This window comes from Azospirillum sp. OGB3 (assembly GCF_014192915.1).
GTDB lineage: Bacteria > Pseudomonadota > Alphaproteobacteria > Azospirillales > Azospirillaceae > Azospirillum.
In genome coordinates this window covers 1-26,596 of sequence record NZ_JACHYN010000017.1, presented here as the reverse complement: position 1 = coordinate 26,596, position 26,596 = coordinate 1, and the positions used below count along the sequence as shown (strand labels likewise).

Below are 26,596 nucleotides of genomic sequence, written 5' to 3'. Positions count from 1 at the left end.
GATTTGCAAAATGCCAAAGGCTCGTCGTGAACCACATCATTCTGCACCGACAGCCGCAAGACACATCCGCCGCCGAGCCCGTGCCATGCGCCGCGCCGGGGGCCGTGAGCACACCGTTGTCGGGCGAGGAAGATCGACTGATTGCCTGGGCGATGACACGCGGCGGGCGCCTGCTGGTGGTGGACGACAGCCCGACCAACCGTCTGCTGACCGCGGCGCTGATGCGCAAGGTCGGCTTTGCGGTGGACACCGCGGACGGCGGGGCCGAGGCTGTCGCCGCCGTCGCGACGGCGGCGACGCCCTACGACGCCGTGCTGATGGATGTGGCCATGCCGGAGGTGGATGGAATCGCCGCGACCCTGGCCATCCGGGCGATGACCGGGCCACGGGCCGCCGTGCCGATCATCGCGGTCACCGCCCATGGCTTCGCCGAGGACCGCGACCGCTGCGTGTTCGCCGGCATGAACGATTACGTGCCCAAGCCGGTGCGCCGTCCCGAACTGCTCGCCGCCCTGAAGCGCTGGCTGGAGGCCGGGGCGTCCGAGAGTGAGGCCGTCAGAAGGACGAGCCCGGTTCCTTGAGGAATTCCGCCTCCTCCGGCGTCGTCTCGCGGCCGAGGACGGCGTTGCGGTGGGGGAAGCGCCCAAAGCGCGCGATGACCGCACGGTGGCGTTCGGCGTAATCCACGACCTCCGGATCGCTCACCCGTTCTCGGAACAGGGTGCAGGACAGCTCTTGGCAGTCCATGTCCTCCTGATGCTCGAACGGCAGATAGAGGAAAATCCGCTCGTCCTCGGTGCATTCCAGGTCGTAGCCCTGCTCCACCACATGGCGGGCCACTGCCAGCGCCTTGCCGTCGGTCGCGAAGGCCCGCGGCGAACCGCGGAAGACGTTGCGCGGCACTTGGTCCAGCAGGACGCAGAGCGCCAGACAGCCGTCCACATCCTCCAGCCAGTGATCGTAATGGCCCGCCGCCGCCGCCTCGTGATGGGGCAGCAGCGTGTCGCGCACCGTCCGGTCGAAGCTGTCGGACCGGCGGAACCAGTAGGGCTTCATCGCTTCGTCGAACCAGAAATCCACGATCTCGTCGATCAGCCTGTCGGTCATCTGCACCACCTTCGCCTGGGAATGGGGTCGTCGATAAATAGCCAGGACCACAAAAGAACAGGGCGCCCGAAGGCGCCCTGTCCAGTCTCGATCCCCCACACCGTGCCGTCGATGCGGCTCAGTGCAGAGTGCTCCACAGCTTGCGCTTGGTGGCGTACATCAGGCCGGCCAGCACGATCAGGAACAGGATCACCTTCACGCCCATCTGCTTGCGCGCATCCATGTGCGGCTCGGCGATGAAGGTCAGGAAGGTGCTGACGTCGTGGGCCTGCTGCTGCACCGTCGCCGGGGTGCCGTCGGCGTAGGTCACGCCGTCCGGCATCAGGATGTTGGGCATGCCCACCTGATGGCCCGGAAAGTACTTGTTGTAGTTCATGCCCGGCATCAGGGTCACGCCTTCCGGCGGGTTCTCCTCGAAGCCGGTGAGGAACGCGTAGAGATAATCCTCGCCGCCGACGCGGGCCTTCGCCATCAGCGACAGGTCGGGCGGCAGGGCGCCGTTGTTGGCGGCGCGGGCAGCGTTGTCGTTGGGGAACGGCGACGGGAAGCGGTCGGCCGGGATGCCCGGACGCATGAACATCTCGCCGGCGTCGTTCGGACCGGCCTGGACCTCATAGCCGGCGGCGATCGCCTTCAGCTCGTCCTCGTTGAAGCCGATGCCGGCGAGCGTGCGGATGGGGACCAGCTTGGCCGAGTGGCAGGTCGAGCAGACTTCCTTGTAGATCTGGAAGCCGCGCTGCGCCGAGGCCTTGTCGATGGTGCCGAACACGCCGCTGTGCGACCACTCCTGCTTGGGAATGTGCACCGCTTCCGACGCCTGCGCGGCGCCGGCCAGACCCAGGGCGACGGCCGCGGAGAGGATGGCAGACTTCAGAGAGCGCATTATGCCTTCTCCATGGGCTTGGCGTGGGCGCCGGCGGCAACGCGGCCACCGCCCTTCAGGACCGGTTCGCAGATGCTGGCGGGAAGCGGCAGCGGACGCTCCAGCTTGCCCAGCAGCGGCAGCAGGATCAGGAAGTGGAAGAAGTAGTAGGCCGTGCCGATGCGGGCGACCAGCAGCCACACGCCTTCCGCGGGCATCGCGCCGGCGTAGCCGAGGACCAGCGCGTCGATGGCGAGGATCCAGAAGAACTGGCGGTAGATCGGGCGGAACTTGCAGCTGCGCACCTTGGAGGTGTCGAGCCACGGCAGGGCCGCCAGCACCGCGATGGCGCCGAACATGGCGAGCACGCCGCCCAGCTTGTCCGGGATCGCGCGCAGGATCGCGTAGAACGGCAGGAAGTACCATTCCGGAACGATGTGCGCCGGGGTGACCAGCGGGTTGGCCGGGATGTAGTTGTCCGGGTGGCCGAGGTAGTTCGGGGCGAAGAAGACGAAGGCCGCGTAGAAGATCAGGAACACGACGACCGCGAAGCCGTCCTTGACCGTGACGTACGGGTTGAACGGCACGGTGTCCTGCGGACCCTTGGCGTCGATGCCCAGCGGGTTGTTGGAGCCGGAGACGTGCAGGGCGGCGGTGTGGAGGATCACCAGGCCCAGCAGCACGAACGGCAGCAGGAAGTGCAGCGCGAAGAAGCGGTTCAGCGTCGGGTTGTCGACCGAGAAGCCGCCCCACAGCCAGGTCACGATCGGGTCGCCGACCAGCGGGAAGGCCGAGAACAGGTTCGTGATGACGGTGGCGCCCCAGAAGCTCATCTGGCCCCACGGCAGCACGTAGCCCATGAAGGCGGTCGCCATCATGGCCAGCAGGATCAGCACGCCGAGGATCCACAGGATCTCGCGCGGCGCCTTGTACGAGCCGTAGTAGAGGCCGCGGAACATGTGGATGTAGACGGCGATGAAGAACATCGACGCGCCGTTGGCGTGGACGTAGCGCAGCAGCCAGCCGTAGTTGACGTCGCGCATGATGCGCTCGACCGAATCGAAGGCGATGGTCGTGTGCGCGGCATACTGCATCGCCAGCACGAGGCCGGTGGCGATCATGATGACCAGCATGATGCCGGCGATGGCACCGAACGCCCACAGATAGTTGACGTTCCGGGGCATCGGATACTGGTTGTACTCATGGTCCAGCATCGTGAAGATCGGCAGGCGGCTGTCGATCCACTTCACGACGGGATTCTTGAACTGGGGGGCGTGAGCCTGAGCCATCTTGGGGTCTCCAGAACCTTAAGGGCCGCTTAGCCGAGCCGGACCGCGGTGTCGCTCGTGAAAGCGTACTGCGGAACGACGAGGTTGGCCGGGGCGGGACCCTTGCGGATGCGCCCTGCGGTGTCGTAGTGCGAGCCGTGGCACGGGCAGAACCAGCCGTCGTAGTCGCCGCGCGGGTCGGTCGGCTTCTGGCCCAGCGGCACGCAGCCCAAGTGCGTACAGATGCCGACGACGATCAGCCATTCCGGCTTCTTGACGCGGGCGTCGTCGGCGGCCGGGTCGCGCAGTTCGCCGAGGTTGACCGTGCGGGCCTCCTCGATCTCCTTCGCCGTGCGGTGGCGGACGAAGACCGGCTTGCCGCGCCAGGTGACGGTGATCGCCTGGCCTTCCTGGACCGGGGCCAGATCCACGTCGATCGAAGCCAGCGCGAGGGTGTCGGCGGCCGGGTTCATGCTGTCGATGAACGGCCAGACGGCCGACGCGACACCAATGGCACCCACGGCACCGGTGGCGAGGTAGAGAAAATCACGGCGGGAAGCCCCCTCGCCGCCGGAGGCCGCGTGGCCACCCGTCCCGGGCGGATGCGTGGTCTGAGCCATAAGCGTTAATCTCCTCAAGGCATACGCGGCGCGCCGAAGCGCCCTATGACACGTGGACCAGTGTTTATCACGACTTGACGGGCATGTCCGCTCACTGGGTGGGTGGGTGCGCGCCGCGTCGACCGGGGTTGTATCTCCCGGGTATCCGGGGTGCGGTATACAGTCGCGGCAACGCCTTGAAAAGGTTTTGTCATCGGGACAACTTGTCGCGCTTTGCGGTGCACCATTAGACTTCGCTGAACCAAAAGGGAATTTCATGCGCCTCGTTCTCTTCGAACCGGACATTCCCCAGAACGCCGGGACTCTGATGCGTCTGGCGGCGGGACTCGGGGTGCCGCTGGACCTGATCGAGCCCTGCGGCTTCGTCCTGGACGACCGCAAGCTGCGGCGGGCCGGCATGGACTACATCGACCAGCTGTCCCTGGTCCGGCACAGCTCCTGGGCGGCCTACCGGGCGCTGCCGCAGGCCGGGCGGCTGGTCCTGCTGACCACGCGCGGCGCCGTTCCCTACACCGATTTCGCCTTCGCCCCGGACGACCGGATCATGGTCGGGCGCGAGAGCGCCGGGGTGCCCGACGACGTGCACGCGGCGGCCGACGCCCGGCTGGTCATTCCGTTGAAGCCGCCCGCCCGGTCGCTGAATGTTGCGCTGAGTGCCGCGATGGTGTTGGGTGAAGCCCTGCGGCAGACGGCCGCATTGCCGAGCCCCCCGCCACTCCCCCTGCCCTGACCGACGCCGGACGCCCGCCCATGACCACCTCCCCCACCGACGCCATGGACACCAGAGCCGCCCGTCAGGCCCAGGCCAGCGCCTGGTTCGCCGAACTGCGCGATCGCATCTGCGCCGAGTTCGAGCGGATCGAGGACGAGCTGACCGGCACCCATTCCGACCTGCCGCCGGGCCGCTTCGAGCGCAAGAGCTGGCAGCGCCCCGATCATGGCGGCGGCGAGGGCGGCGGCGGCGTCATGTCGGTGATGCGCGGCCGCGTCTTCGAGAAGGTGGGCGTCAACGTCTCCACGGTGCACGGCACCTTCAGCCCGGAGTTCCGCGCCAACATCCCCGGCGCCGCGGAGGACGGGCGGTTCTGGGCGTCGGGCATCAGCCTCGTCGCGCACATGCGCTCGCCGCTGGTGCCGGCCACCCACATGAACACGCGCCACATCGTGACCAGCCTCGGCTGGTTCGGCGGCGGCGCCGACCTGACGCCGATGGTGCCCGACGAGCAGGACACCGCCGACTTCCACGCCGCCTTCCGCAACGCCTGCGACCGCCACGACCCGACCTGCTACGCACGCTACAAGGAGTGGTGCGACCGCTACTTCTTCCTGCCGCACCGGGGCGAGGCGCGCGGCGTCGGCGGCATCTTCTACGACAATCTGGATTCCGGAAGCTGGGAGGCCGATTTCGCCTTCACCCGCGACGTGGGCTTGGCCTTCCTGGATGTCTTCCCCGCACTGGTCCGCCGCCACATGAACCGGCCCTGGACCCCGGAGCAGCGCGAGCACCAGCTGATCCGCCGCGGCCGCTACGTCGAGTTCAACCTGCTCTACGACCGCGGGACGACCTTCGGCCTGAAGACCGGCGGCAACACCGAGGCCATATTGATGAGCATGCCGCCCGAGGTGAAGTGGCCGTAACGACGGCGCTTCACCCCAGACGCCGCCCCGCCTCCGCCAGACAGGCCTCCAGGCCGGGCCTGAAGTCCTCGGCGATCCACCACGCCTCGACCTGCTTCAGCAGCGCGCCCACCGCCGGGCCGCGCGGCATTCCCATGGCCAGCAGGTCGCGCCCGGCGATGGGCAGGACCAGGGACGGCAGGTCCTCCGCGGTCGCCAGCGCCGCCTTCACCGCGTCGAGCGCCATCGGGCCGGGAGCATCCACCGCCGCCAACAGCACGAGGTCGCGGTAGAGCCCGGCGTCGCCCAGCCGGTAGAGCGCCTGCCGCCGCTTCACCGGCCCGTCGGAGGGAGCCACGGCCATCGGCGGCTCGGTCAGGGCGGCGAGGCGGTCGCGGTCGGCGTTGGACAGGCGCAAGGTCTGGGCCACGGCCAGCGCCCCCGCCCGGTCGGTGTCCAGCACGGTGGCGAAGCGGCGCACCGCGTCGGGCGGCTCGTCCAGGTCATGCTCCAGCCGGACCAGACCGTCCAGCCGGGCGGTGCGCACCGCGTCCGGCAGCAGATGGGCCATCACGCCGAGCCGTATCATCAGGTCCCAGGCCGATGCCGGGTCGGGCGCCGCCAGCAGACGGGACAGCTCGCCCCGCACCCGCTCGCCGGACAAGGTGGGCAGGCGGGGGGCCATCTCCGCGCAGGCGGCCAGCGCCGCCGCGTCCGGGTCGCCGCGTCCATAATGGGCGTGGAAGCGGAAGAAGCGCAGCAGGCGCAGCACGTCCTCCTCGATGCGCTGGCGCGGGTCGCCGACGAAGCGCACCCGCCCGGCGGCCATGTCCGCCAGCCCCCCGAAGGGGTCGTAGACGCAGCCGTCCAGCGTGCAGCTCAGCGCGTTCATGGTCAGGTCGCGCCGGGCGGCGTCTTCCCGCCAGTCGTCGGTGAATTCGACGCGGGCGTGGCGCCCGAAGGTCTCCACATCGCGGCGCAGCGTCGTGATCTCGTAATGGGCCTTCCCGACCACGGCGGTGATGGTGCCGTGCTCGATCCCGGTGGGAATGGCGCCGATGCCCGCGGCCTTCAGCAAGTCCATCACCCGCTCCGGCGGGGCGTGGGTGGCGATGTCGATGTCCTTGACCTTGCGGCCCAGCCACGCGTCGCGGACGCAGCCGCCGACGAAGCGGGCGTCCGCCCCTCCGGCGGCCAGGGCGTCGAACACGGCGCGCGTCTCGGGGGCGGTCATCCAGGGCTGGGGAGCGATGCGGGCGTTGACGGTCATGGCGGCAGGCTAGCCCGCGGAACGCTCAATTGCCAGAAGGCCCGCTGCCAGACGCCCCGCCGCCGACCACCCTCCCGTCTTCGACATGGGCCGGGGTGTAGGGCGTGTGCGGCGGCACCCCGCTGGTCATGGCGACCGAGCCCAGGGTCACCGCCATCGCCGCCACCCCGGCGAAGACCAGCCAGGGCCAGGGGGCCGTCGCCCACCAGGGGACCGGAACGTGCGCCTCCTCCGCCTCGCGGCGGCGGCGCTCGACCACCAGCACGTACAGGGCATAGCCGACCGTCGGCAGGACCAGCGGCAGGATGACCGTCAGGAAAATCCGCAGCACCGCGTCGTCCGCCCTATGATGGTCCGCCGGCGGACCGATCGCCCAGACGATCGCTCCGCAGGCCGTCGCACCCCAGCCCCTCAGCACGCAGGACGTCGCAGAGATTGACCAGCATCCCCGCCGTCGCCCCCCAGATGAAGCGCTGCTGGTAGGGGAAGGCGTAGAAATAGCGCTGGGCGCCCTGGAACTCGCGGCTGTGGCGCTGCGGGTTGGTCGGGTCGAGGATGGCGGCCAGCGGCACCTCGAACACCTCCGCCACCTCTGTCGGGTCGGGAGTCACCTGGAAAGGTGGGCGCACCAGCCCGACCACCGGGGTCACCCGGAAGCCGGTGCGCGTCACGTAGGTGTCGAGCCGCCCCAGCACCTCGATGCGATCGCGCCCCAGCCCGATCTCCTCCTCGGTCTCGCGCAGGGCGGTGTCCTCCGGGTCGCGGTCGTCACTCTCCATCCGCCCGCCGGGGAAGCTGATCTGCCCGGCATGGGCGGTCAGATTGGCGGTGCGCTGGGTGAAGATGACCGTCAGTTCCTCCGGGCGGTCGACCAGCGGCACCAGGACGGCCGCCTCCCGCAGCTTCCCCTGCGAGGGTTCGAAACCGGGATTCAGATCATGGTCGCCGCGCACCTTGGCCGGGCGCAGGCCGGCGGCGGCACTTCCCGGAAAGCGCTTGCGGACCTCGTCGAGACTCACCCGCCAGGCAGCCTGCCCAGCGCGAAGAAGACCTTCTTGCTCCATACCCCCACCTCAGCCTCACCATCATGGCCGCGCGTATCGGCCCGGTCCACCATTTCGTAGTAGACCGGCCGGAGAATTCGCGCTTCGAGCCCGTTTCTTATGAGGATATAGGGTGTCGGTTCGCCATTTTCAGGATTGTGGCCGACCCTGATCGGATGATCCGGCCCGCATTCGACCCATTCGTCCAAATTTGTGCGGAATGAGAGGGTCTGTTCACTTCCACTTCCGCTTGCGGCCATTTCCACGGCGACAAACGGCGTGTCCTCGACCACGATCCGCCCGCGCTCGACCGGGGTGACCAGCCAGAAGTCGCCCGCCTCGTCCCGCCGCAGGACCGTGGCGAACAGCTTGACCAGTTCGATCCGCCGGATCGGGTCGCCCTCATGGAACCAGGTGCCGTCGCGGGAGATGCGGATGTCAAACCGCTGCTCCCTCAGGGTCAAGGGCAGGCTTTCGCCGCTCTCTTCACCTGGGCGCTTGTCATTCGTCCGTTCATTGCCGACCTTCATCGCTAGCCTTCTCGTGTTTTTCGGCCCTGAGGGGCGCAGAGGGAACTGGCCGCGCAACGTAATTTCGCCATACTCGTCACATAGGTCCGGACTGGCGGATTTGCCACGATGGCCGTTTCGACCCCAGCGGTCATGATTGAACGGTCATGATTGCCCACCGAGTGCATGGTCTTAAACGGGAGCAGAGACGTGAGCGCAACCGATGCCGCCAATCCGAGCCAGAGCTTTCCCGTCGGCGAGAACCCGCACCAGCTCATGGCGGAGATCGAGGCGCTGGGCGGCCGGCTGACCCATGTGCGCGACCGCATCGGCCGGATCATCTTCGGCCAGCAGGAGGTCATCGACCTGACGCTGATCACGCTCCTGGCCGGCGGCCACGTGCTGCTGATCGGCGTGCCGGGCCTCGCCAAGACGCGGCTGGTCGAGACGTTGGGCACCGTGCTGGGCCTCGCCGAGAAGCGCATCCAGTGCACGCCCGACCTGATGCCCGCCGATATCCTGGGGTCGGAGGTGTTGGAGGAGAACGAGCAGGGCCGCCGCTCCTTCCGCTTCCTTCCCGGACCGGTGTTCAGCCAGCTCCTGATGGCGGACGAGATCAACCGCGCCAGCCCGCGCACCCAGTCCGCCCTGCTCCAGGCGATGCAGGAGCGGCGCGTGTCGGTCGCCGGCCAGTACCACGCCCTGCCCCAGCCCTTCCACGTGCTGGCCACCCAGAACCCGCTGGAGCAGGAAGGCACCTACCCGCTGCCGGAAGCCCAGCTCGACCGCTTCCTGATGCAGATCGACGTCGATTACCCGGATCGCGACGCCGAGCGGCGGATGATGATCGCCACCACCGGGTCGCTGGACGAGCAGGCGGTGACGGTGCTGTCCCCCGCCGACCTCCAGGCGGCCCAGCGGCTGGTCCGCCGCGTGCCGGTCAGCGAGGGGGTGGTGGACGGCATTCTCGACCTCGTGCGGCGGGGCCGCCCGGAGGCGACCGACTTGCCGGAGGTGCAGCGCCACGTCGCCTGGGGCCCCGGCCCGCGCGCCAGCCAGGCGCTGATGCTTGCCGCCCGGGCCCGCGCGGTGCTGGACGGGCGGCTGGCGCCGTCGCTGGATGACGTGGTGGCTTTGGCGAAGCCCGTGCTGCGCCACCGCATGGCGCTGAACTTCGCGGCGCGGGCGGACGGGATCACGCTGGACGACATCATCAACCGCCTCTGCGCCCCGCTGTCGTAAGGACCCGCCGATGGCCTCCCCCACCCTAGGCGCCACCACCCTGCGGGCGCAGCAGCGCGCGGAGGGGCTGGCCGCCACACTGCCGCCGCTCCTGGTCGCGGCGGAGCGCGTCGCCTCCACGGTGGCGCAGGGCGTGCACGGGCGGCGGCGCGTCGGGCTGGGCGAGACCTTCTGGCAGTTCCGCCGCTACCAGCCCGGCGACTCGCCGCAGATGATCGACTGGCGGCAGTCCGGCAAGACCCAGCCCGTCTATGTGCGCGAGAACGAGTGGGAGGCTGCCCAGACCGTCTGGCTGTGGCGCGACCGCTCGCCCTCCATGGACTACCGCTCGGTCAACGGCCTGCCGACGAAGCGGGAACGCGCCGACCTGCTGACCCTCGCCACCGCAGTCCTGCTGGTGCGCGGCGGCGAGCGGGTGGGCCTGCTGAACTCCGGCCAGCGCCCGGACCACGGCAAGTTCGCCCTGAACCGCATGGCCGGTCAGATGACCGACCCGCGCAACGCCCATTCCCCCGACGCGCTGCCGCAGCGCGAGCCGCTGCCCCGCCACGCCCAGGTGGTGCTGGTGGGCGACCTGCTGTCGCCGCTACCGGAGATCCACGCCACCGTGTCGGCGCTGACCGGACGCGGCGTGCGTGGCCATCTGCTGCAGATCCTCGACCCGGCGGAGGAGACCCTGCCCTACGAAGGCCGCGTCGAGTTCGAAGGCTTCGAAGGCGAGGAGGAATTGCTGGTGCCGCGGGTCGAGGCGGTGCGCGACACCTACCTGGAGCGGCTGCGCGCCCACCAGGATGGCTTGGACGCGCTGGCCCGCACCGCCGGCTGGACCTACGCCGTCCACCGCACCGACCGGCCGCCCCAGACCGCCCTGCTCGGGCTGTGGGGTGCCCTGGCGCGCGAGGCGGTTTAGGTGGGGCGGCGCGTTGCCCCCACCCTCCCCATGCTCCGCATGGGTCCCCTCCCTCCCCCGCTCACGCAGGGGAGGGCCAAGTCTCCCTCCCCTGCAAAGCGGAGGAGGGTCGGGGTGGGGGCAATTGCTTCGCACTCAATTCTTCATCCTCCAACAGCGTAGACGCCGATGCTGGGTTTCGGACCGATCGCCTTTGCCGTTCCGTGGGTGCTGGCCGCCCTGGCCGTCCTGCCGGTGCTGTGGTGGCTGCTGCGCGTCACGCCGCCGGCCCCGCGGGTGGTGCGCTTCCCCGCCATCCGGCTGCTGCGCGACCTGACGGCGCGGGAGGAGACTCCCGCCCGCACCCCGCTGTGGCTGCTGATCCTGCGCCTGATCGTCGCCGCGCTGCTGATCCTGGCGCTGGCCGGGCCGCTGCTGAACCCGCGCGCCGCCCTGCCGGGCAGCGGGCCGCTGCTGCTTCTGGTCGACAACGGCTGGGCGTCGGGCCGCGACTGGACGAGCCGCCGCGCGGCCATGGAGGAGCTGGTGTCGCAGGCGGAGCGGCAGAACCGCCCGGTCGTCCTGCTGCCGACCGCCCGGCCCGCCGGGGGCGAGGCGGTGAAGGCCAGCCCGCCCCTGCCCGCCTCGGAAGCCCGCCGCCTGATCCAGGCGCTGGAGCCGCACCCCTGGCCGGCCGACCGCGCCGGCGCGCTGGAGGCGGTGCGCGGTCTCGCCGCGCGTGGCTCCGCCCACACCGTCTGGCTGTCGGACGGCATCGGCGACCGCACCGCCCGCGGCCTTGCCGAGACGCTGCAGCGCATGGGCTCCCTGGAGATCCTCGACGATTCCGCGGAGAAGCCGCCCCACCTGCTGCTTCCCCCCTCGTCGGAGGGCGCAGGTCTGACGGCCCGCGTGGTGCGCGCCGACGCCTCGCGTCCGGAGAGCGTCACCGTGCGCCTGTCCGGCGCCGACGGTCGGCTGCTGACCCGCCAGCCCGTCGCCTTCGACACGGGGCAGCTCACCCGCGAGGTGCGTTTCGAGGTGCCGGCGGAGCTGCGCAACGACGCCGCCAGCCTGCGCGTGGAGAACGACACCACCGCCGGGGCCACCGTCCTGCTCGACGAGCGCTGGCGCCGCCGCCCGGTCGGTCTGGCCTCGGGCCGCGCGAGCGGCGAGAACCAGCCGCTGCTGTCCGACCTGCACTATCTGGAACGGGCGCTGGCCCCCTACAACGAGGTGCGCCGCGGCGCACCGGACGAGCTTCTCAAACGCGACCTCGCCGTGCTGGTGCTGTCGGACATCGGCGCCCTGACCGGGCAGGAGGCCCAGACCATCGAGGACTGGGTGCGCAAGGGCGGCGTGCTGCTGCGCTTCGCCGGGCCGCGGCTGGCCCAGAATCCCGACCGCCTGGTCCCGGTGCGCCTGCGTCTGGGCGACCGGGCGCTGGGCGGCGCCCTGTCCTGGTCGGAGCCGGCGAAGCTCCAGCCCTTCGATGGCCGCAGCCCCTTCACCGGCCTGCACATCCCCGACGACGTCGCCGTCTCGCGGCAGGTGCTGGCCGAGCCGGCGCTGGACCTCGCCGACCGCACCTGGGCGCGGCTCCAGGACGGCACCCCCCTGGTCACCTCGGAAAAGCGTGGAGACGGCTACATCGTGCTCGTCCACACCACCGCCAGCCCGGAATGGTCCAACCTGCCGATGTCCGGCCTGTTCGTCGACATGCTGCGGCGTCTGGTGACGCTGAGCGGCGGCGTCGCCGGGGGCGCCCATGGCGGCACGCTGGAGCCGCTGGAAGTGCTGGACGGCTTCGGCCGGCTGGTGCCGCCGCCGGCCGCCGCTTTCCCCATCGCCGGGGACGCCGGCGCCGACGTGCTCGGCCCGCGCCACCCGCCGGGCTTCTACGGCACGGAGGAGGCCCGCCGCGCCCTGAACCTGACCGCCACGCTGACGCGGATCGAGCCGCTGGGCGCCATGCCCGGCGGCGTCGCCCGCGGCCCCTACGGCACGCGGGGTGAGGTGGCGCTGAAGCCGGCGCTGCTCGGCATCGCGCTGTCGCTCGCCATGATCGACCTGCTGATCGCCCTGATGCTGCGCGGCCTGCTCGGCGGCTTGCGTTTCGGCAACAAGCGCCGCCGCGCCGGGGCAGCCGCCGCGGTCCTGCTGACTCTGGGTGCGGCGCTGCCCATGGCCGCGGTGCCCTGGTCGCCCGCCCGCGCCGACGACGCCCAATCGACCAAGGTAACGGCGGAGACCTACCTCGCCTATGTGCGCACCGGGAATGGCGCGGTGGACGACACCTCGCGCGCCGGGCTGGAAAGCCTCGTGGACGTGCTGACCCGCCGCACCGCGGTGGAGGCCGCCGGGGCGGTGGGTGTCGACCCGGAAACCGACGAGCTGGCCTTCTACCCCCTGCTCTACTGGCCGGTGTCCGGCGGCCAGCGCGCGCTGAGCGACCACGCCCGCGCCCGGCTGAACGAGTACATGCGCAACGGCGGCACCATCCTGTTCGACACGCGCGACCAGTCGGCGGGTGCCGTCGGCGGCAACCAGGCGCTCCAGGGCATGGTGGAGGGGCTGGACATCCCGCCGCTGGCCCTGGTGCCGCCCGACCATGTGCTGACCAAGTCCTTCTACCTGCTGAACGATTTCCCCGGCCGCTACAACGGCGGCAATCTGTGGATCGAAGCGCGCGAGGGCCGTGCCAATGACGGCGTGTCGCCGGTGCTGATCGGTGGCAACGACTGGGCCGCCGCCTGGGCGGCGAACCGCAACGGCCAGCCGCTCTATGCCGTCGTCCCCGGCGGAGAGCGGCAGCGCGAGATGGCCTACCGCTTCGGCGTCAACCTCGTCATGTACGCGCTGACCGGCAACTACAAGGCCGATCAGGTCCATGTGCCCGCGATCCTTGAGAGGCTCGGCCAGTGACCCTGCTTGACGGAACCTCCATCGCTCTGGCGCCGCTGCTGCCCTGGGTCTTCCTGGTGCCGCTGTTCGCGGTGGCTCTGGCGATCCTGGCGCTGGCCGTCTTCCGCCGGGCGCGCGGCGTCTGGCTGCGCGCGCTGGCGGTGGCGGTGCTGGCACTCGCCCTGATCAACCCGTCTCTGGTGCAGGAGAAGCGGGAGCCGATCAAGGACGTGGCAGTGGTGGTGCTCGACGCCTCGCCCAGCCAGAACATCGGCGACCGCCACGCCCGCGCCGAGGCCGAGCTGGAGCGGCTGACCGAGCGGCTGAAGGCCTTCGACGATCTGGAACTGCGGGTGGTCCGCGCCGGGGACGCGGAATCCGGCGCCTCCGCCATCAACGAGACGCACCTGTTCGACGCGCTGAACCGCGCCATGGCCGACGTGCCGCGCCGCCGCATGGCCGGCGCGGTGCTGATCACCGACGGGCAGGTCCACGACGTTCCCGAGAACCTCGCCCGGCTGGCCGAGATCGGCCCGGTGCACACGCTGCTGACCGGCAACCGCGACGAGGGCGACCGTCGTCTGGCCATCGTCCAGGCGCCCGCCTACGGCCTCGTCGGCAAACCGGTGGAGCTGACCATCCGGGTGGACGACATGCCGCGCCGCCAGTCGGCCGACGCGGCGGTGACGCTGCGCCAGGACGGCGGGCCGCCGCGCACCATCCGCGTGCCCGTGGGCCAGGACTTCCACATGGAGCTGCCGGTCAACCACGGCGGCCAGAACGTTCTGGAGATGGAGGTCGAGGCGGCGCGGCAGGAGCTGACGCTCGCCAACAACCGCACCGCCGTGGTGGTGAACGGGGTGCGCGACCGCCTGCGCGTCCTGCTGGTGTCCGGCGAGCCGCACGCCGGCGAGCGGACGTGGCGCAACCTGCTGAAGGCCGACCCGTCGGTCGATCTGGTCCATTTCACCATCCTCCGCCCGCCGGAGAAGCAGGACGGCACGCCGATCCGCGAGCTGTCGCTGATCGCCTTCCCGATCCGCGAGCTGTTCGAGATCAAGCTGGACGAGTTCGACCTGATCATTTTCGACCGTTACCGCCGGCGCGGCGTGCTGCCGCAGATGTATCTGGAGAACATCGCCGAGTACGTGCAAAAGGGAGGCGCCCTGCTGGAGGCCTCCGGCCAGGGCTACGCCACGCCGCTGTCGCTGTTCCGCACGCCGCTGGGCCAAGTGATGCCGGCGGAGCCGACCGGCCAAGCCATCGACCGCCCCTTCAAGCCGACCGTGACGGAGGTCGGCCGCCGCCACCCGGTGACCGCCGGCCTTCCCGGCGACCGCCCGGACGGCGAGCCGAGCTGGGGCCGCTGGTTCCACCAGGTGGAGGTCGTGCCGGGCAACGGCGCGGTGGTGATGAACGGGGCGGACGACCGCCCGCTGCTGATCCTCGACCGCGTCGGCAAGGGCCGGGTGGCGCAGTTGGCGTCCGACCAGATGTGGCTGTGGAGCCGCGGCTTCGAGGGCGGCGGTCCCCAGGCAGAGCTTCTGCGGCGCCTCGCCCACTGGCTGATGAAGGAGCCGGAACTGGAGGAGAACGACCTGCGCGCCCATGTCGACGGCAACCGCATCACGGTGGAGCGCCGTTCCCTGGAGCCCGACCCGCGCAGCATCACCCTCACCACGCCGTCCGACGAGACCCGGACGCTGGAGATGACCGAGGACCGCACCGGCCGCGCCAGCGCCACGGTGGTCGCCGGCGAGCCGGGTATTTATCGTATCACCGACGGCGAGCGCACCGCGCTCGCCGTGGTGGGCGCCGTCAACCCGCCGGAACTGGCCGACGTTCGCTCCACCGGCGACCGCCTGTCGGGCGTCGCCGACGAGACCGGCGGCGGCGTGCATTGGATTTCCGACACCGAGGGCGGCGTACGCCCCGGCATCGACGTGCGCCGCACCCGGCCCGACCGGACGCAGACCGGAAACGACTGGATCGGCCTGCGCGCCAACGGCGATTTCACGGTGACGGGCGTGTCCGAGGTGCCGTTGCTGCCGGTGGGGGCGGTTCTGGCGCTGGCGCTGGGCGCGCTGCTGATGGCGTGGCGTCGCGAGGGCCGGTAAGGGTCAACGAAGCTGTTGCATTCGGGTCGGGTTTCCGCTTATGGTCCCGACCCTTCCGGCGCTGATCGCGCCGTTCGGTTGGGGCGTCGCCAAGCGGTAAGGCAGCGGTTTTTGGTACCGCCATTCCCAGGTTCGAATCCTGGCGCCCCAGCCAAACCTCTCCTAAGTATTTCAATAGCTTAGCGTTTTCGGGTCGTCGCGGTCGGCGAAACCCGTGTGGACCACAAATGGGGCCACACGAAGGGCCACATTCGCCCCCGAGGCGCTATGTCTTCCTATCTCAAGCGCAAGGGCGACCGGATGGTGTTCCGGCGCCGCATCCCCCAAAGCCTTATCGCTCGTTTCGGCCGGTCGAAACTGGCAATCTCGCTCGGCGACCTTGGTCCGCGAGCTGCCCGCGCGAAGGCGCGGGCGCTGGCCGCACAATCCGACGAGCTGTTCAGTATGGTTTCCCGAAATCTCCACCTCTCCCCGCCGAAGTGACCGAGCTTGCCCGCCGATGGTTCGCCAGCGCGACGGCAGAGAACGAGGAACGCCTTCGGTCCATACCGCCCGGCGACAGCGCCCGTGCTGCGCTTGAAAGGCAACTGGCCGAGGATGATCGCGAATCGATGCGCGTCATGCTGGCCGACAACCAATGGCCTGCGGCCAGCGCCATTGCCGATCGCCTGCTGGCCGACGCCGGCATTGAGCATTGGGAAGGTGAAGAAGGGGCCTATCGCGACCTGTGCCGCATGATCCTGCGCGCCAGCGCCCAGGCCGCCGAAATCCATCTCGCGCGGCTGAAGGGCGACTACTCGGCCGAACCCTCCGATCCGGCCTTCATTGAGAAGCCCGAGCCCGTCGTCGTGCGGGTTGACGTGCCTACCCCGTCGCCGGCCGAAGCGGTAGCACCGACCAAATCCGCACCGGAGGCGCCACTGTTCTCGACTGCCGTTGCCTCCTACACGGCCGAGAAGAACCGGGCTGGGGAATGGCGGGGGAGCACCGAGCATCAATATCGGCGCTTCTACGAGCTGTTCTCGGGCTTCTTGGGCGACAAGCCGGTGAACGCCTATAAGCGCACTGACGTCGGGCGATGGGTGGAGGCGTTGCAGCAGATCCCTTCGACCTACGGCCAATCCACGGCCCTCCGCGGCAAGACCCTCAAGGAGCTGGTCGCCTACACCACCGCCAATCCGTCCGTGGAGCCGGTGACGGCCCGCACGGTGCAAAAGCACACCATCGCCCTGTCGGGGTTCTTCGGTTGGTGCCGCGACCGGGGCCACATCGACGACAACCCGGTGACGCGGTCCTTCCGCTACAAGAAGGATCGCCGCGCACGGGAACAGCGAGCGGCGTGGGAAGCACCAGAGCTGAACAAGCTGTTCGCCTCCCCGATTTGGACCGGCTGCAAATCGGAGTCTCGCCGCTCGGCACCGGGCGCGCTCATGCTGCGCGACGCGATGTTCTGGATTCCGTTGATCGCCGTGTTCTCCGGAATGCGTCTGGAGGAGATCGCCGCGCTGCGCGTCGAGGACGTGCAGACTGATTCCGGCATCGACTTTTTCGACATCACACCAGCGGGGGGAAAGCTGCTGAAGACCGCAGCCGCCGTGCGCCGCGTTCCCGTTCACAAGGAGTTGGTCGGCGTCGGTTTCCTGCGCTACGTCGAGCAGCAGCGGCAAGCCAAGGTGGAGCGGCTGTTCCCCGAACTCCAACCGGGAGGTCCGGACAAGCGCTTTGGCTTCTACCCCACAAAGAAGCTGAGCCGGTACTTTGACGCGGTGGGAATCCCCGATCTCGACGTTCACGGATTTCGTCATGCCGCGATCACCGGGTTGCAGCGGGCCGAGGTAGTGGAGCCGATCATCCGCGATCTGGTCGGTCATGAGGGGAGCGGTTCGGAGACTCACCGCTATTCCAAAGGCTACCCCCTCCCCCAGCTCGCCGACGCGCTCAATCGGCTGGCCTTCCCTGGCCTACAGCTCGACCACCTCAAGCCCTGAGAAGTCATGCGCTCCGGGAATCCCGTCGATTCCCGGAGCGCATGGCTCCGGCCCCTGAAGGCGCTTTGTGTCATCTCTATATGGACGTATAGTCATGACACAGACGACGCGCACCACGGGGAACGGGCCATGACGAAGGCGATTGCATACCTCCGAGTTTCGACCCAGGCGCAGGGGAAGTCCGGCCTTGGCATCGAAGCGCAGCGGGACGCCATCGTCCGGTTCGCACAGACCGAGGGCATCGAGATCATCGCCGCCTTCGAGGAGCACGAAACCGGCAAGGGTTCCGACGCGCTCGACCGTCGCCCTCAGCTCGCCGCCGCGCTGACCGCCGCACGCAAGGCCAAGTGCCCGGTCATCGTCAGCAAGCTCGACCGGCTGTCCCGCGACGTGCATTTCATCTCCGGCCTCATGGCTCAGCGCGTGCCGTTCATCGTCGCCGAGTTGGGTGCCGATGCCGATCCGTTCATGCTCCACTTGTATGCCGCCCTCGCAGAGAAGGAGCGCAGCCTGATTGCCGAGCGTACCCGTGTGGCGCTGGCCGCCAAGAAGGCTCACGGCGTGAAGCTCGGCAACCGGACCAATCTCGCCGAAGCTCAGGCGAAGGGCGCCGCGACCAACGCCGAGAAGGCCGGCGCGTTCGCCGCGAAGGTGCTGCCGATCATTGAGAGCATCCCCGGATCGCTGAACGCCAAGGCCAAGGAGTTGAACATGCGCGGCATCGCCACGGCGACGGGCAACGGAGCCTGGACGGCCAAGGCGGTTCAGCGCGTCATGCAGCGGGCCGCCTAACCAGGCCGAAGCGACGAGGGACGCGGTCAGACCGACCGCGCCCCTCGTCCCCACCAGGTTGACCAGCCCATTGACCGCGGGCCGGTCAACCCTCGACGGCCACGCCATCAACGGCGACCAGCTCCGCGCCGGCCATCGACTGCACGCCCTCCTGGAGCCGCAGCGTGAAGAACTCGACGCGCTCGGCAAGGCTCAGATCATCAAGGCTCTCGTCACGCACCCGGATCATGTATTCGGCCATGGTTATAGGACTCCTCGTCGCAATTTTGCGCCAAAGAGGTACTTCTTTCGATCCAATCTCATCAAGGGAAACTTAACGCAATTGCGCTCTTTTTAGTTGACTAAGCGCTTACTTATTGAAGCGAGCACTTACTTAGTCTTCGGCCTGACGAACAGGACCAAGAAAAAAAGCGGACCCTGCCGCGGGCGGTTCCCTTCGTCTCATTGTGCAGCGCCGGAATCGGTCAACGCGCCAGGCCGCACTGGCCGCGGGTGCGGGTGCGGGCGTCGCACCGGGCGCTTGCCGGATTCGGCTCAAATGCGATAGGGTGCAAATGGAAATGGCGGCCTTGCCGGGCCGCCATCGTCCGCGCAGCGGTCCAGACGCTGCGACATCACCGATTGATGATGATTGAGGCGAGTATATCGCCCGGCTTGTTGTCGCGCAATGGCTCCCTGCGCTCCATCTAACCTGGAGTGCAAGGCTATGAGTGCTTTTGAAGTTTCAAAACCTCTCTCGATTAACGAGAGCGATATTAGCTCATCTGAGGGCTGGAAGGTCGTCCAGCCGATCAACTGGCCTCAGTTGTGGCTGTGGCTCGACTGCATCCCGTGCGCCGAGAGGACCGGCCATTCCCCTGCATCCGGCGCGGTTGTCGCCGTCGCGGCCCGGTTGGTGCGCTACTACAGCACCGACAAGGGCACCTGTTACCCCAGCGTCGCGTCGCTGAGCAGGGGGGCATGCATTTCGGACACGATGGTCCGCAAGGCCATCAGGTGGCTCGTCTCCGTCGGCCTCATCATAAAGGCTGGCCGGGGGAAGGGCATTCATACCCTGTCGAACCTCTACCGGCTGACCTTCCCGGAGTGGTGCGTGCAGTTCGACAGTGAGGAGCCGGGAGAACTGAACATCTCCAAGCTGAAGCCCGAGCTGCTGAAGCGCCAGCCCTCCGCCACCCCCCTGCACACTGTGCAGACCCCCCTGAATATAGTTCACCCCCCTCTGCACATAGTTCACCCACCCCTGCACATAGTGCCGCGTAACGGAGAAGGTAACGTAGAAGGGAAGATTGAAGGGAATGATGAAGCTTCAGGAAATAAGACTCATAAGTTGAGTGCCGCCGGGTCGCTGCGCTCCCTGGCGGCACCCGAGATTTCGGGACCGGAGGAAGGGAGTGGGGAATCCTCCGGCCCGAAGGGCGAGGAGCACCCCGCCGGCCCGACCGTGGGTGCGGCTGCGCCGCACCCGGCTTCCGTCTGCCTGCCGCCCGGCCTGCCCGAAACTCCCGCCGGGCCGGCGGGAGTCATCGACCAGGAGGCCGCGCCCCAGGTCGAGCAGCCGGCGCCCGCCCACGAGGCCGAACCGCCGGCGCCGCTCTACACCGACAAGCACGTCCAGATCATCGCCGACGCGATCCGCGCCTGGACCGGCGGCGACCTCACCAAGCCGCTCGTCACCCGCCCCGGCGACGGCTGGAAGCCGGCCGAGTGCAAGAAGATCATCACCCTGCTGAACGAGCAGTACCAGTTCGGCGTCGAGCCGACGGACGCCAACGCCGAGGCGATCAAGCCCTTCGTAACGAAGGCGCAGCAGCTCTTGTTGAACGGCAAAATAAAAACAAGGAAATGCAAGAAATAAGATCCGCGATTAATTATCGTGTTCCGAATTAATGCTAGCTAGTTCTCAGTTTTGATAGCACGATTTCAGCCGTCGATTTGACTTTCGACAAGTCGCCGCCTAACATCCGCTCCAGGAACACCACCCTGGAGCGGATCATGAACTTCGCCAAGTCGCCGATCATCGGCACGGTGAGCAGCCATCACTTCTTCGAGGGCGTGCCGTTCGTTGCCGGCCTCAGTCTTCAGCCCGTGCCGTCGTCGCAGATCGCGACGTGGAACATCCGCGTCGGCTGCGAGGCACTGACGGCGACCGAGGCCGCCGACCAACTCGCCGGCCTGGTGAGCGAGGCCGTCGCCGAGCTGACCGCGTTCGGCAACGGCTACCGCCAGCGCGCCGCCGACCTGAAGGCGCTCGTCGCCGACGCGGTGAAGCTCGCCGAGTGCCCTGTCGATCTGGCGAACGACCGCGCCGTGATCGAAGCCTACGCGCAGCAGGCCGCCGCGCTGGCCGCCGAGCAGCCGCCGGCCTCGACCGCGCTGAAGAACGCCGACGCGCTCTCCAGGTGGATCGACCGCTGCGAGGGGCTGGACCGCATCCCGATCCTGGCTGCGCTCGACGCCTACGAGAAGGCGCTCGCCACCATCGGCAAGGCCCGCGCAGCGGTCGAGAAGGCGCTCGCCGACCTCCAGGGCGCGCTCGTCCGGCTGGACGCGCCCGAAACCCTCGCGCGCCTCGCTTCGATGAAGCTCCAGCGCGACCTGTCGCGCGCCTTGCCGGTGATTCAGGAGTTCATCGAGGCCGAGGCCGAGGCCGCCGCGGCCCTGGCCCGTATGCAGGCCGCCGGCCTGAAGTTGAAGGCGCTGGCCCAATGACCGAGCGTTATCTGACGCCCGGCCAGCGCGCGGTGGCCCGGTTCATCCGAGCGGACTGCGCCTTCATCAACGTTCAGTTCATCGCATTCATCATCGGGCGCAGCAGGCAGCAGGTTCACAACATCGTCGCATCCGCCGGGATCATTCCCGGCGGTGGCGCCGACGCCCAGGACGACAAGCTCAAGGCCGCCTACGAGCGCGACATGGGCAAGAAGCTCTCGGCGCTCGAATGGAGCCGCATGAAGCGCCTGATCGAACAGGAAGCCGCCGACCAGCTCGCACGCCTCCTGCCCCGCCCCGAGCCGTACCCGGAGATGGACCGCGCCATGACCGAGCTGACGGCCAGCCTCAAGACCCGGATGCAGGAGTGGGGATAATGACGCTCTCGAAAGCCGACCAGGACCAGCTCGACGCCCTCAAGGCCAAGCTCGACCGCGCGCTGGCCGGGGGCGACGACACGCTCACCGACCAGGAGATCGACACCCTCGGCGAACTGCGCGCCCGCGATCGCGCCGGCATCATTGCCGCCGCACAGGAGCGCCAGAAGCGCGACGGCTTGCGCGGAGTGGACCGCATCGCGCTCGCCCTCCAGCGCGCCCAGCGCAAGTAGGAGCGCCTGGACGTGGCGTTCCGCGACCTCGACCAGCAGCAGCTCGACGGCTACGCCGCTGGCCGGCTGACGCTCGACGACCTCGCCGCGGTCGCGGGCATCTCGAAGCAAGCCGTTTCCGCCGCGTTGCGCCGCCGCGGGATTCGCCGTGGTGCGTCGGAAGCCTCGCCGGCCACCTTGGCACCCGCCCCCCCGCAGAACGCACCCATGACGCTCCCAGCGACCCCGGTGACGATTCCCTATGAGGAGCAGATCGAAGCCCTCGCCCAGCACGCCCGGATTACCGCCGGCAATGCGGCCTTGGGTGTGCTGATCGAAGCCGAGAAGCTCTCGCGGGGCGAGTCGTCGCACCTCGGCGCCAGCGCGTTGAAGGCCGCCGCCGCCGCGGTCGCCGGTTCCCTCGACGTGCTGAGCCGCCTCGGCTTCCTTGACGACGAGCACGCCGAGCTGGAAGCCTTCGACGTCAACATCATGAGCGAGGAGCAGGCCCGCGCCCACCAGGACGCGCTCGACCAGGAGGAGGCCGACCCCGACGATTTGGAGGCGCCGGAATCGACCGACGATCAGGATGAGCCCGCCCCGGCCCTCCAGCCGGCCGACCAGACCGCACTGCGCGTTCAGCTCCAGGCCATCGCCAGCGCCCAGGGTGCCGCGGCCCTGCGCGCGTTGGCCGTGCGTCTTGGTGCGCCGGTCGGGCGCACGGCTGATGCGCTGATCGCCTCCATCCTCCAGCACGCTCACCGCCACCCTGAAGCGCTGACTGCCATCATGACTGCCCCTACATCATGACTGCCCCTGGCAGCCCACGGCGCGGAGGAGACTGAACGCTGCTCCGACTTGGCGCTTACCCACCGCACCCAGCCGTTTTGCTCTGTGGCTAAATCGGCGCATGCGCTGGTTGGAAGCCTCGCGACCGCAGGGCCTCGTACAGCTGCGCTGGCCCCAAAAGAATGTCGCGCAGCCCATGGCGCACCTTGTCGGAGTCGAGTGCCTGCTTGCTCATGGTGGTATGGGCGGCCAGCGTGTCCATGATCGCGTTCAGCAACTCGTTCGAGAGGTCGGGTGAGTTGGTGAACTGCTCCTTGGTGTTGTTGGCCGCCTGCTCGATCAGAATCTCAGACTCCAGCAGCTTCCCTTTGAGCACGCTGTTCACGTAGATCAGCTTGTCATCGTCGGTCAGCTCGCCATCGAACAGGCCGTTCACCTTTTCAATGATCTCGCTGAGCCGCGCCTTTTCCTTGTCGTGGACCTCCCCGCTGCCGGGCTCGGACATCGGCACCAACTTGGGGCTGTCGCCATCGCCAAGCGGCAGGGTGCGCTTGCCCCGGTTCCGCAGGCTGTGGTGGGTCAGCGTCACCGCGGTCAGGTCGACACCGTCGCGCTCCCGGCCAAACGCCAGCAAGGGCAGCAGGCGCTTGTAGAAGATCGCTCGCTTCTCGATGGCCGTGTTGCCGTAGTCGAAGATCTGCGACAGGAAGGCATACACGCGCAGGAAGGCACCCAGGTTGCGCTTGAACAGGACCATGGCGCTGATCTCGTCCTGCGCCTCCTTTTCCGTCCGGGAGTCATTGGTCGCCCGCGCGACCACCGCCGTTTCCTTCATGATCTTGTAGCGCTTCAGCAGCCGGTCGGCCACGGGCTCCAGGGCGGCGGCCAACTGGGACTGGGTCGCGTTCGTGTTCATCTCCACGTCCACCACCCGGTCAACCTCGTGGTCGTCGTAATAGCCGGCGTCGTCCAGCTTGGCGCGAAGGTCGTAGACGAGGTTGGGGTCGGTGACGCCGGCCAGTTCGGCCGTATCGTGGTAGGTTTTGAACGCCGCCAGGATCTCCTCGGGATCGTTCACGAAGTCCAAGACGTAGGTAGTGTCCTTGCCGGGATGCGCCCGGTTCAGGCGCGACAGCGTTTGCACCGCCTGGATGCCGGCCAGCCGCTTGTCGACGTACATGCCGCAGAGCAGGGGCTGGTCGAACCCGGTTTGGAACTTGTTCGCCACCAGCAGGATTTGGTACTCGCACGTTGCGAACGCCTCGCGGATGTCGCGGCCGTTGAGGTTGGGGTTCAGCACCCTGCTGGTTTCCGTGAGGGGATCCGGGCTGGACTCCTCATCTTTCACCTCGCCGGAGAACGCGACCAAGGCGCCGATCTTGTAGCCCTGGGCCTTGATGTACTTCTCAATGGCAAGCTGCCAGCGCACGGCCTCCTTGCGGCTGGCGACCACCACCATGGCCTTGGCCTGCCCGTTCAAGAGCGGCGCGACGTTCTCGCGGAAATGCTCCACGATCACCTGGACCTTCTGGCTGATGTTGTAGGGGTGCAGGCGCACCCAGCCCAGAATGCCCTTCATGGCCTCGCTGCGCTCAACCTCCGTCTCGTCCCACTCGCGGCCGTTGCTGGCTAGCCGGAAGGCCAGCTTGTAGGGGGTGTAGTTCTTCAGCACGTCGAGGATGAAGCCCTCCTCGATGGCTTGGCGCATGGAGTAGACGTGGAACGGCGCTGGCAAGTTGCCCTTCCCGGCCGGCTTGTCCGGGTCCGGGCGCCGGCCGAACAGTTCCATCGTCTTTGCTTTGGGCGTCGCGGTGAAGGCGATGTAGGTGATGCCGGCGTCGTTGGCCCGCGCCGCCATCTGCGCGGCCAGAAGATCCTCCGTGCCGATCTCTCCACCGTCCGACAGCTCCGCCAACTCCTCGGCCGACAGCACCTGCTTCAGCTTGGACGCCGCCTCGCCGGTCTGGGAGCTGTGCGCCTCGTCGGCGATGACGGCGAAGCGCTTGCCCTCCGTCGCGGCCAGCTCCCGCACAGCCTTCAGCGCGAAGGGGAAAGTCTGGATGGTGCAAACGACGATCTTCTTGCCGCCGGACAGCGCCTTGGCCAGCTCGCCGCTCTTGCTCTGGTTCTCGCCGGTGATCGTCGCGACGACGCCGGTGGTGCGCTCGAAGCTGAAGATCGCTTCCTGGAGCTGGGCGTCTAGCACCGTGCGGTCGCTGACCACCAGCACCGAGTCGAACAGCTTCTGATGGTCGATGTCGTGCAGGTCGGCCAGGAAGTGAGAAGACCACGCGATGGAGTTGGTCTTGCCCGACCCAGCCGAGTGCTGGATCAGGTATTTCTGCCCCGGTCCCTCCGCCAGGACGGCCCTCATCAGCCGGCGCGTGGCGTCGAGCTGGTGGTAGCGCGGGAAGATGATCGCGGTGATTCGCTTCTTGCCGTCGCGCTTGGCGACGACGTAGCGGCCCAGGATCTCCAGCCAGCTCTCGCGCGCCCAAACCTCCTCCCACAGGTAGGCCGTGCGGTGCCCGCGGGGGTTGGGCGGGTTGCCGGCCCCGCCCTCGTCGCCCTTGTCGAAGGGCAGGAAGGTGGTGTCGCTGCCCAGCAGCTTCGTCGTCATGCGGACGCGGGAGTTGCTGACGGCGAAGTGGACCAGAGCCCCGCGCGGGAAGCCCAGCAGCGGTTCGGCCACCCCCTGGCCCTTGGGCCGCGGGTTGCGGTCGAAGCGGTACTGATCGACGGCGTCCTCGACGCTCTGGGTGAAGTCGCTCTTCAGTTCCGCTGTCGCGATCGGGATGCCGTTGAGGAATAGCACCAGATCGATGGCGTTCTCGTTGTGCTGGGAATAGCGCACCTGCCGCACCACCCGCAGCCGGTTGGTGGCGTAACGGGCTTGCAGCTCGGGGTTCATCGCCAGGGCGGGTTTGAACTGGGCCAGGGACAAGCGCTGGCGCAGGCCCAGCAGCTCCACCCCAGTGCGCAGAACGTCCAGCGTGCCGCGGTCGTCCATCTGTTTGCGGATGCGGTCGAGCAGAACCATGCCGGCCGAACCGCCGTGGCTCTTGGTCAGGGCTTCCCACGCCTCAGGCTGGGTCTCCTGCACCCAGGCCAGGACATCGGCCGGGAACAACGCCCGCTGCCGGTCGTAGGCCGCCGCGTCGTTCTGGTCGTACAGCCAGCCGTGGGCCGCCAGATGACCGCAGATGTCGTTCTCGAACTCGATTTCCTTGTGCAGGGTCATGCCAGCTCCAGCACCTTCGAGGGTTGCTCGGTTTCGACCAGCGCCCGCACATTGATCTTGCCGGTGACGGCGGCGGAGATCAGGGCCGAGCGACGCTCTTTGAGGAGGCCGATGGCGCGTTGGGCCTCAGAAATGAGCGAATCAAGCGACGCCGTAGCGTTGCTAATGTGGTCGGCAATTTGGCGCTGCTCGTCCAGTGGAGGGCTGGGTACGTAGAAGTTAATGATGTCAGATATGTTGACGTGCGGCGACGTAGACCCACCAACTTCTTCGAGAACCTGCTTGTAAACTGCATCACTGTTAAGAAGCCACATTACGTAACCGGAATGAGTGCTACTCACAGTGCGGAACATCATCATCCTTTGGCCGAGGCAGAGATCAACGCCATCAGGCACCAGAGCCGCCATGCCAAAGCGCTCACCTTCGCGTGAATACAAAATATCCCCGGCAACTGGCCGAAGCCTTTGTATTCTCTCCTCGTAAACTTCTCGCGAGACAAGCCGAACTTGATTGAGGAGGAGTATTCCCCGTTCAACGTCTGCTGTTCTAACGGCGGGGTATTCGAGCTCGCCGTCGTATGTCGGTGTAATGTGGAGGCAGTCAACGACATGTGAGCAAATGTACTTGATGCGCGTAAGCCTCCAATGAGTTGGTAACTTGCCCAGCCACTCGATCCCGCTGTTCTTTATTGGGACATCCGAGTTCAGCCCCTTCGTAACCGCGTGAGAGATGACCGCCTGTCGCTTCTCGTTCAGCAGCTCTATTAGCTTCTCCTGCTCGGCCACCAGCGCATCGATTTTGCCGGTTTCGCGGTCGAGGAAGGTGACAATGGCGGATTGCTCGCTGGTCGACGGCAGCAGGATCGGCAAGCGGCGGAGGTCTGCGAACTTCATTGACTGCCTCAGTCCACCACCCATCGAGTAAAAGACTTTCTGGGTGTCGTAATACCAAGACTCGTGGATCATGACCGATGCGCCCAGTCGCGCAGCCCGATGGACATGATGGTCCAGGGCTGCGCGACGATGGTGTTCCAGGCG

26 protein-coding genes and 1 tRNA gene are annotated in these 26,596 nt (G+C 68.0%); 16 read left to right on the top strand and 11 right to left on the bottom strand.

Going from position 1 to position 26,596, the window contains the following annotated elements; translation table 11 throughout:
- Window positions 1-104 precede the first annotated feature (104 nt).
- Window positions 105-581, top strand: coding sequence for a response regulator (locus tag FHW79_RS25805; RefSeq protein WP_348984275.1), 477 nt, complete (start codon window positions 105-107; stop codon window positions 579-581).
- On the opposite strand, the gene FHW79_RS25800 is transcribed toward FHW79_RS25805, so the two are convergent.
- The 4 genes from FHW79_RS25800 to petA all read right to left on the bottom strand — a co-directional run bounded on the left by FHW79_RS25800 (window position 556) and on the right by petA (window position 3,857).
- Complete coding sequence (locus FHW79_RS25800) at window positions 556-1,107, bottom strand: DUF924 family protein (RefSeq protein WP_183181548.1); 552 nt, start codon at window positions 1,105-1,107, stop codon at window positions 556-558. The genes FHW79_RS25805 and FHW79_RS25800 overlap by 26 nt on opposite strands.
- Before the next feature lie 118 nt (window positions 1,108-1,225).
- Complete coding sequence (locus FHW79_RS25795; protein WP_183181547.1) at window positions 1,226-1,990, bottom strand: cytochrome c1; 765 nt, start codon at window positions 1,988-1,990, stop codon at window positions 1,226-1,228.
- Window positions 1,990-3,258, bottom strand: coding sequence for a cytochrome b/b6 (locus FHW79_RS25790; RefSeq protein WP_183181546.1), 1,269 nt, complete (start codon window positions 3,256-3,258; stop codon window positions 1,990-1,992). Before FHW79_RS25790 ends, FHW79_RS25795 begins: the two co-directional genes overlap by 1 nt.
- Before the next feature lie 29 nt (window positions 3,259-3,287).
- Complete coding sequence (gene petA, locus FHW79_RS25785) at window positions 3,288-3,857, bottom strand: ubiquinol-cytochrome c reductase iron-sulfur subunit (RefSeq protein WP_137141292.1); 570 nt, start codon at window positions 3,855-3,857, stop codon at window positions 3,288-3,290.
- 256 nt (window positions 3,858-4,113) lie between these two features.
- Here petA and FHW79_RS25780 point away from each other — a divergent pair, with 256 nt between their 5' ends.
- Together FHW79_RS25780 and hemF are read left to right on the top strand one after the other, a co-directional pair.
- Window positions 4,114-4,587 (top strand): tRNA (cytidine(34)-2'-O)-methyltransferase, encoded by a 474-nt coding sequence (locus FHW79_RS25780; RefSeq protein ID WP_183181545.1) that lies wholly within the window; start codon window positions 4,114-4,116, stop codon window positions 4,585-4,587.
- 20 nt (window positions 4,588-4,607) lie between these two features.
- A complete protein-coding gene (hemF, locus tag FHW79_RS25775; RefSeq protein ID WP_183181544.1) occupies window positions 4,608-5,495 on the top strand; it encodes an oxygen-dependent coproporphyrinogen oxidase in 888 nt (295 codons plus the stop codon).
- 10 nt (window positions 5,496-5,505) lie between these two features.
- Here hemF and FHW79_RS25770 read toward each other — a convergent pair whose 3' ends face one another.
- Genes FHW79_RS25770 through FHW79_RS25755 form a run of 4 tightly spaced genes read right to left on the bottom strand, consistent with a single transcriptional unit; the run spans window position 5,506 to window position 8,317 of the window.
- Window positions 5,506-6,744, bottom strand: coding sequence for a CCA tRNA nucleotidyltransferase (locus FHW79_RS25770; RefSeq protein ID WP_183181543.1), 1,239 nt, complete (start codon window positions 6,742-6,744; stop codon window positions 5,506-5,508).
- A 25-nt stretch (window positions 6,745-6,769) separates the two neighbouring features.
- Window positions 6,770-7,075: a DUF6111 family protein gene (locus FHW79_RS25765; RefSeq protein WP_183181542.1), complete on the bottom strand. Its 306-nt coding sequence runs from the start codon at window positions 7,073-7,075 to the stop codon at window positions 6,770-6,772.
- A gap of 13 nt (window positions 7,076-7,088) precedes the next feature.
- Window positions 7,089-7,763, bottom strand: a complete 675-nt coding sequence (locus tag FHW79_RS25760; protein ID WP_348984274.1) for a CoA pyrophosphatase — start codon at window positions 7,761-7,763, stop codon at window positions 7,089-7,091.
- Window positions 7,760-8,317 (bottom strand): DUF1285 domain-containing protein, encoded by a 558-nt coding sequence (locus FHW79_RS25755; protein WP_183181540.1) that lies wholly within the window; start codon window positions 8,315-8,317, stop codon window positions 7,760-7,762. Before FHW79_RS25755 ends, FHW79_RS25760 begins: the two co-directional genes overlap by 4 nt.
- A gap of 165 nt (window positions 8,318-8,482) precedes the next feature.
- On the opposite strand from FHW79_RS25755, the gene FHW79_RS25750 reads away from it, so the two are divergent.
- The 8 genes from FHW79_RS25750 (at window position 8,483) to FHW79_RS25715 (ending at window position 18,228) form a co-directional block, all read left to right on the top strand.
- Entirely contained in the window at window positions 8,483-9,538 is a 1,056-nt protein-coding gene (locus FHW79_RS25750; RefSeq protein ID WP_211108494.1) for a MoxR family ATPase, read from the top strand.
- A 10-nt stretch (window positions 9,539-9,548) separates the two neighbouring features.
- Complete coding sequence (locus FHW79_RS25745; RefSeq protein ID WP_183181539.1) at window positions 9,549-10,448, top strand: DUF58 domain-containing protein; 900 nt, start codon at window positions 9,549-9,551, stop codon at window positions 10,446-10,448.
- Between the two features lie 168 nt (window positions 10,449-10,616).
- The gene (locus FHW79_RS25740; protein WP_183181538.1) at window positions 10,617-13,352 is read left to right on the top strand and encodes a DUF4159 domain-containing protein; all 2,736 of its coding nucleotides are present in this window, start codon (window positions 10,617-10,619) and stop codon (window positions 13,350-13,352) included.
- The gene (locus tag FHW79_RS25735) at window positions 13,349-15,448 is read left to right on the top strand and encodes a glutamine amidotransferase (RefSeq protein WP_183181537.1); all 2,100 of its coding nucleotides are present in this window, start codon (window positions 13,349-13,351) and stop codon (window positions 15,446-15,448) included. The genes FHW79_RS25740 and FHW79_RS25735 overlap by 4 nt, the downstream gene beginning before the upstream one ends.
- Window positions 15,449-15,527: 79 nt before the next feature.
- Window positions 15,528-15,602 (top strand) — tRNA-Gln (locus tag FHW79_RS25730).
- A gap of 113 nt (window positions 15,603-15,715) precedes the next feature.
- Complete coding sequence (locus FHW79_RS25725; RefSeq protein ID WP_183181536.1) at window positions 15,716-15,931, top strand: DUF6538 domain-containing protein; 216 nt, start codon at window positions 15,716-15,718, stop codon at window positions 15,929-15,931.
- A complete protein-coding gene (locus FHW79_RS33570; protein ID WP_183181535.1) occupies window positions 15,928-17,436 on the top strand; it encodes a site-specific integrase in 1,509 nt (502 codons plus the stop codon). The genes FHW79_RS25725 and FHW79_RS33570 overlap by 4 nt, the downstream gene beginning before the upstream one ends.
- A 129-nt stretch (window positions 17,437-17,565) precedes the next feature.
- Window positions 17,566-18,228, top strand: a complete 663-nt coding sequence (locus FHW79_RS25715) for a recombinase family protein (protein ID WP_183181534.1) — start codon at window positions 17,566-17,568, stop codon at window positions 18,226-18,228.
- 85 nt (window positions 18,229-18,313) lie between these two features.
- Here the strand turns inward: FHW79_RS25715 and FHW79_RS25710 are convergent, their stop codons facing one another.
- Window positions 18,314-18,469 (bottom strand): hypothetical protein, encoded by a 156-nt coding sequence (locus FHW79_RS25710; protein WP_183181533.1) that lies wholly within the window; start codon window positions 18,467-18,469, stop codon window positions 18,314-18,316.
- A 465-nt stretch (window positions 18,470-18,934) separates the two neighbouring features.
- Between FHW79_RS25710 and FHW79_RS25705 the strand changes: the two genes are divergently transcribed.
- From FHW79_RS25705 to FHW79_RS25685, 5 genes are all read left to right on the top strand, one after another.
- Window positions 18,935-20,086: a hypothetical protein gene (locus FHW79_RS25705; protein WP_183181532.1), complete on the top strand. Its 1,152-nt coding sequence runs from the start codon at window positions 18,935-18,937 to the stop codon at window positions 20,084-20,086.
- A 137-nt stretch (window positions 20,087-20,223) separates the two neighbouring features.
- Window positions 20,224-20,940, top strand: coding sequence for a hypothetical protein (locus FHW79_RS25700; protein ID WP_183181531.1), 717 nt, complete (start codon window positions 20,224-20,226; stop codon window positions 20,938-20,940).
- Window positions 20,937-21,317 carry a hypothetical protein gene (locus FHW79_RS25695; RefSeq protein WP_183181530.1) on the top strand — a complete coding sequence of 127 codons (381 nt, stop codon included), beginning with the start codon at window positions 20,937-20,939 and terminating at the stop codon, window positions 21,315-21,317. Before FHW79_RS25700 ends, FHW79_RS25695 begins: the two co-directional genes overlap by 4 nt.
- Complete coding sequence (locus tag FHW79_RS25690; RefSeq protein WP_183181529.1) at window positions 21,317-21,550, top strand: hypothetical protein; 234 nt, start codon at window positions 21,317-21,319, stop codon at window positions 21,548-21,550. Before FHW79_RS25695 ends, FHW79_RS25690 begins: the two co-directional genes overlap by 1 nt.
- A gap of 12 nt (window positions 21,551-21,562) precedes the next feature.
- A complete protein-coding gene (locus FHW79_RS25685; protein WP_183181528.1) occupies window positions 21,563-22,339 on the top strand; it encodes a hypothetical protein in 777 nt (258 codons plus the stop codon).
- A gap of 88 nt (window positions 22,340-22,427) precedes the next feature.
- Here the strand turns inward: FHW79_RS25685 and FHW79_RS25680 are convergent, their stop codons facing one another.
- Together FHW79_RS25680 and FHW79_RS25675 are read right to left on the bottom strand one after the other, a co-directional pair.
- Complete coding sequence (locus tag FHW79_RS25680; RefSeq protein ID WP_183181527.1) at window positions 22,428-25,559, bottom strand: type I restriction endonuclease; 3,132 nt, start codon at window positions 25,557-25,559, stop codon at window positions 22,428-22,430.
- Window positions 25,556-26,596, bottom strand: a 1,041-nt coding sequence (locus FHW79_RS25675; protein ID WP_211108493.1) for a restriction endonuclease subunit S, incomplete at its 5' end; no start/stop codon positions are given. The genes FHW79_RS25680 and FHW79_RS25675, both read right to left, overlap by 4 nt.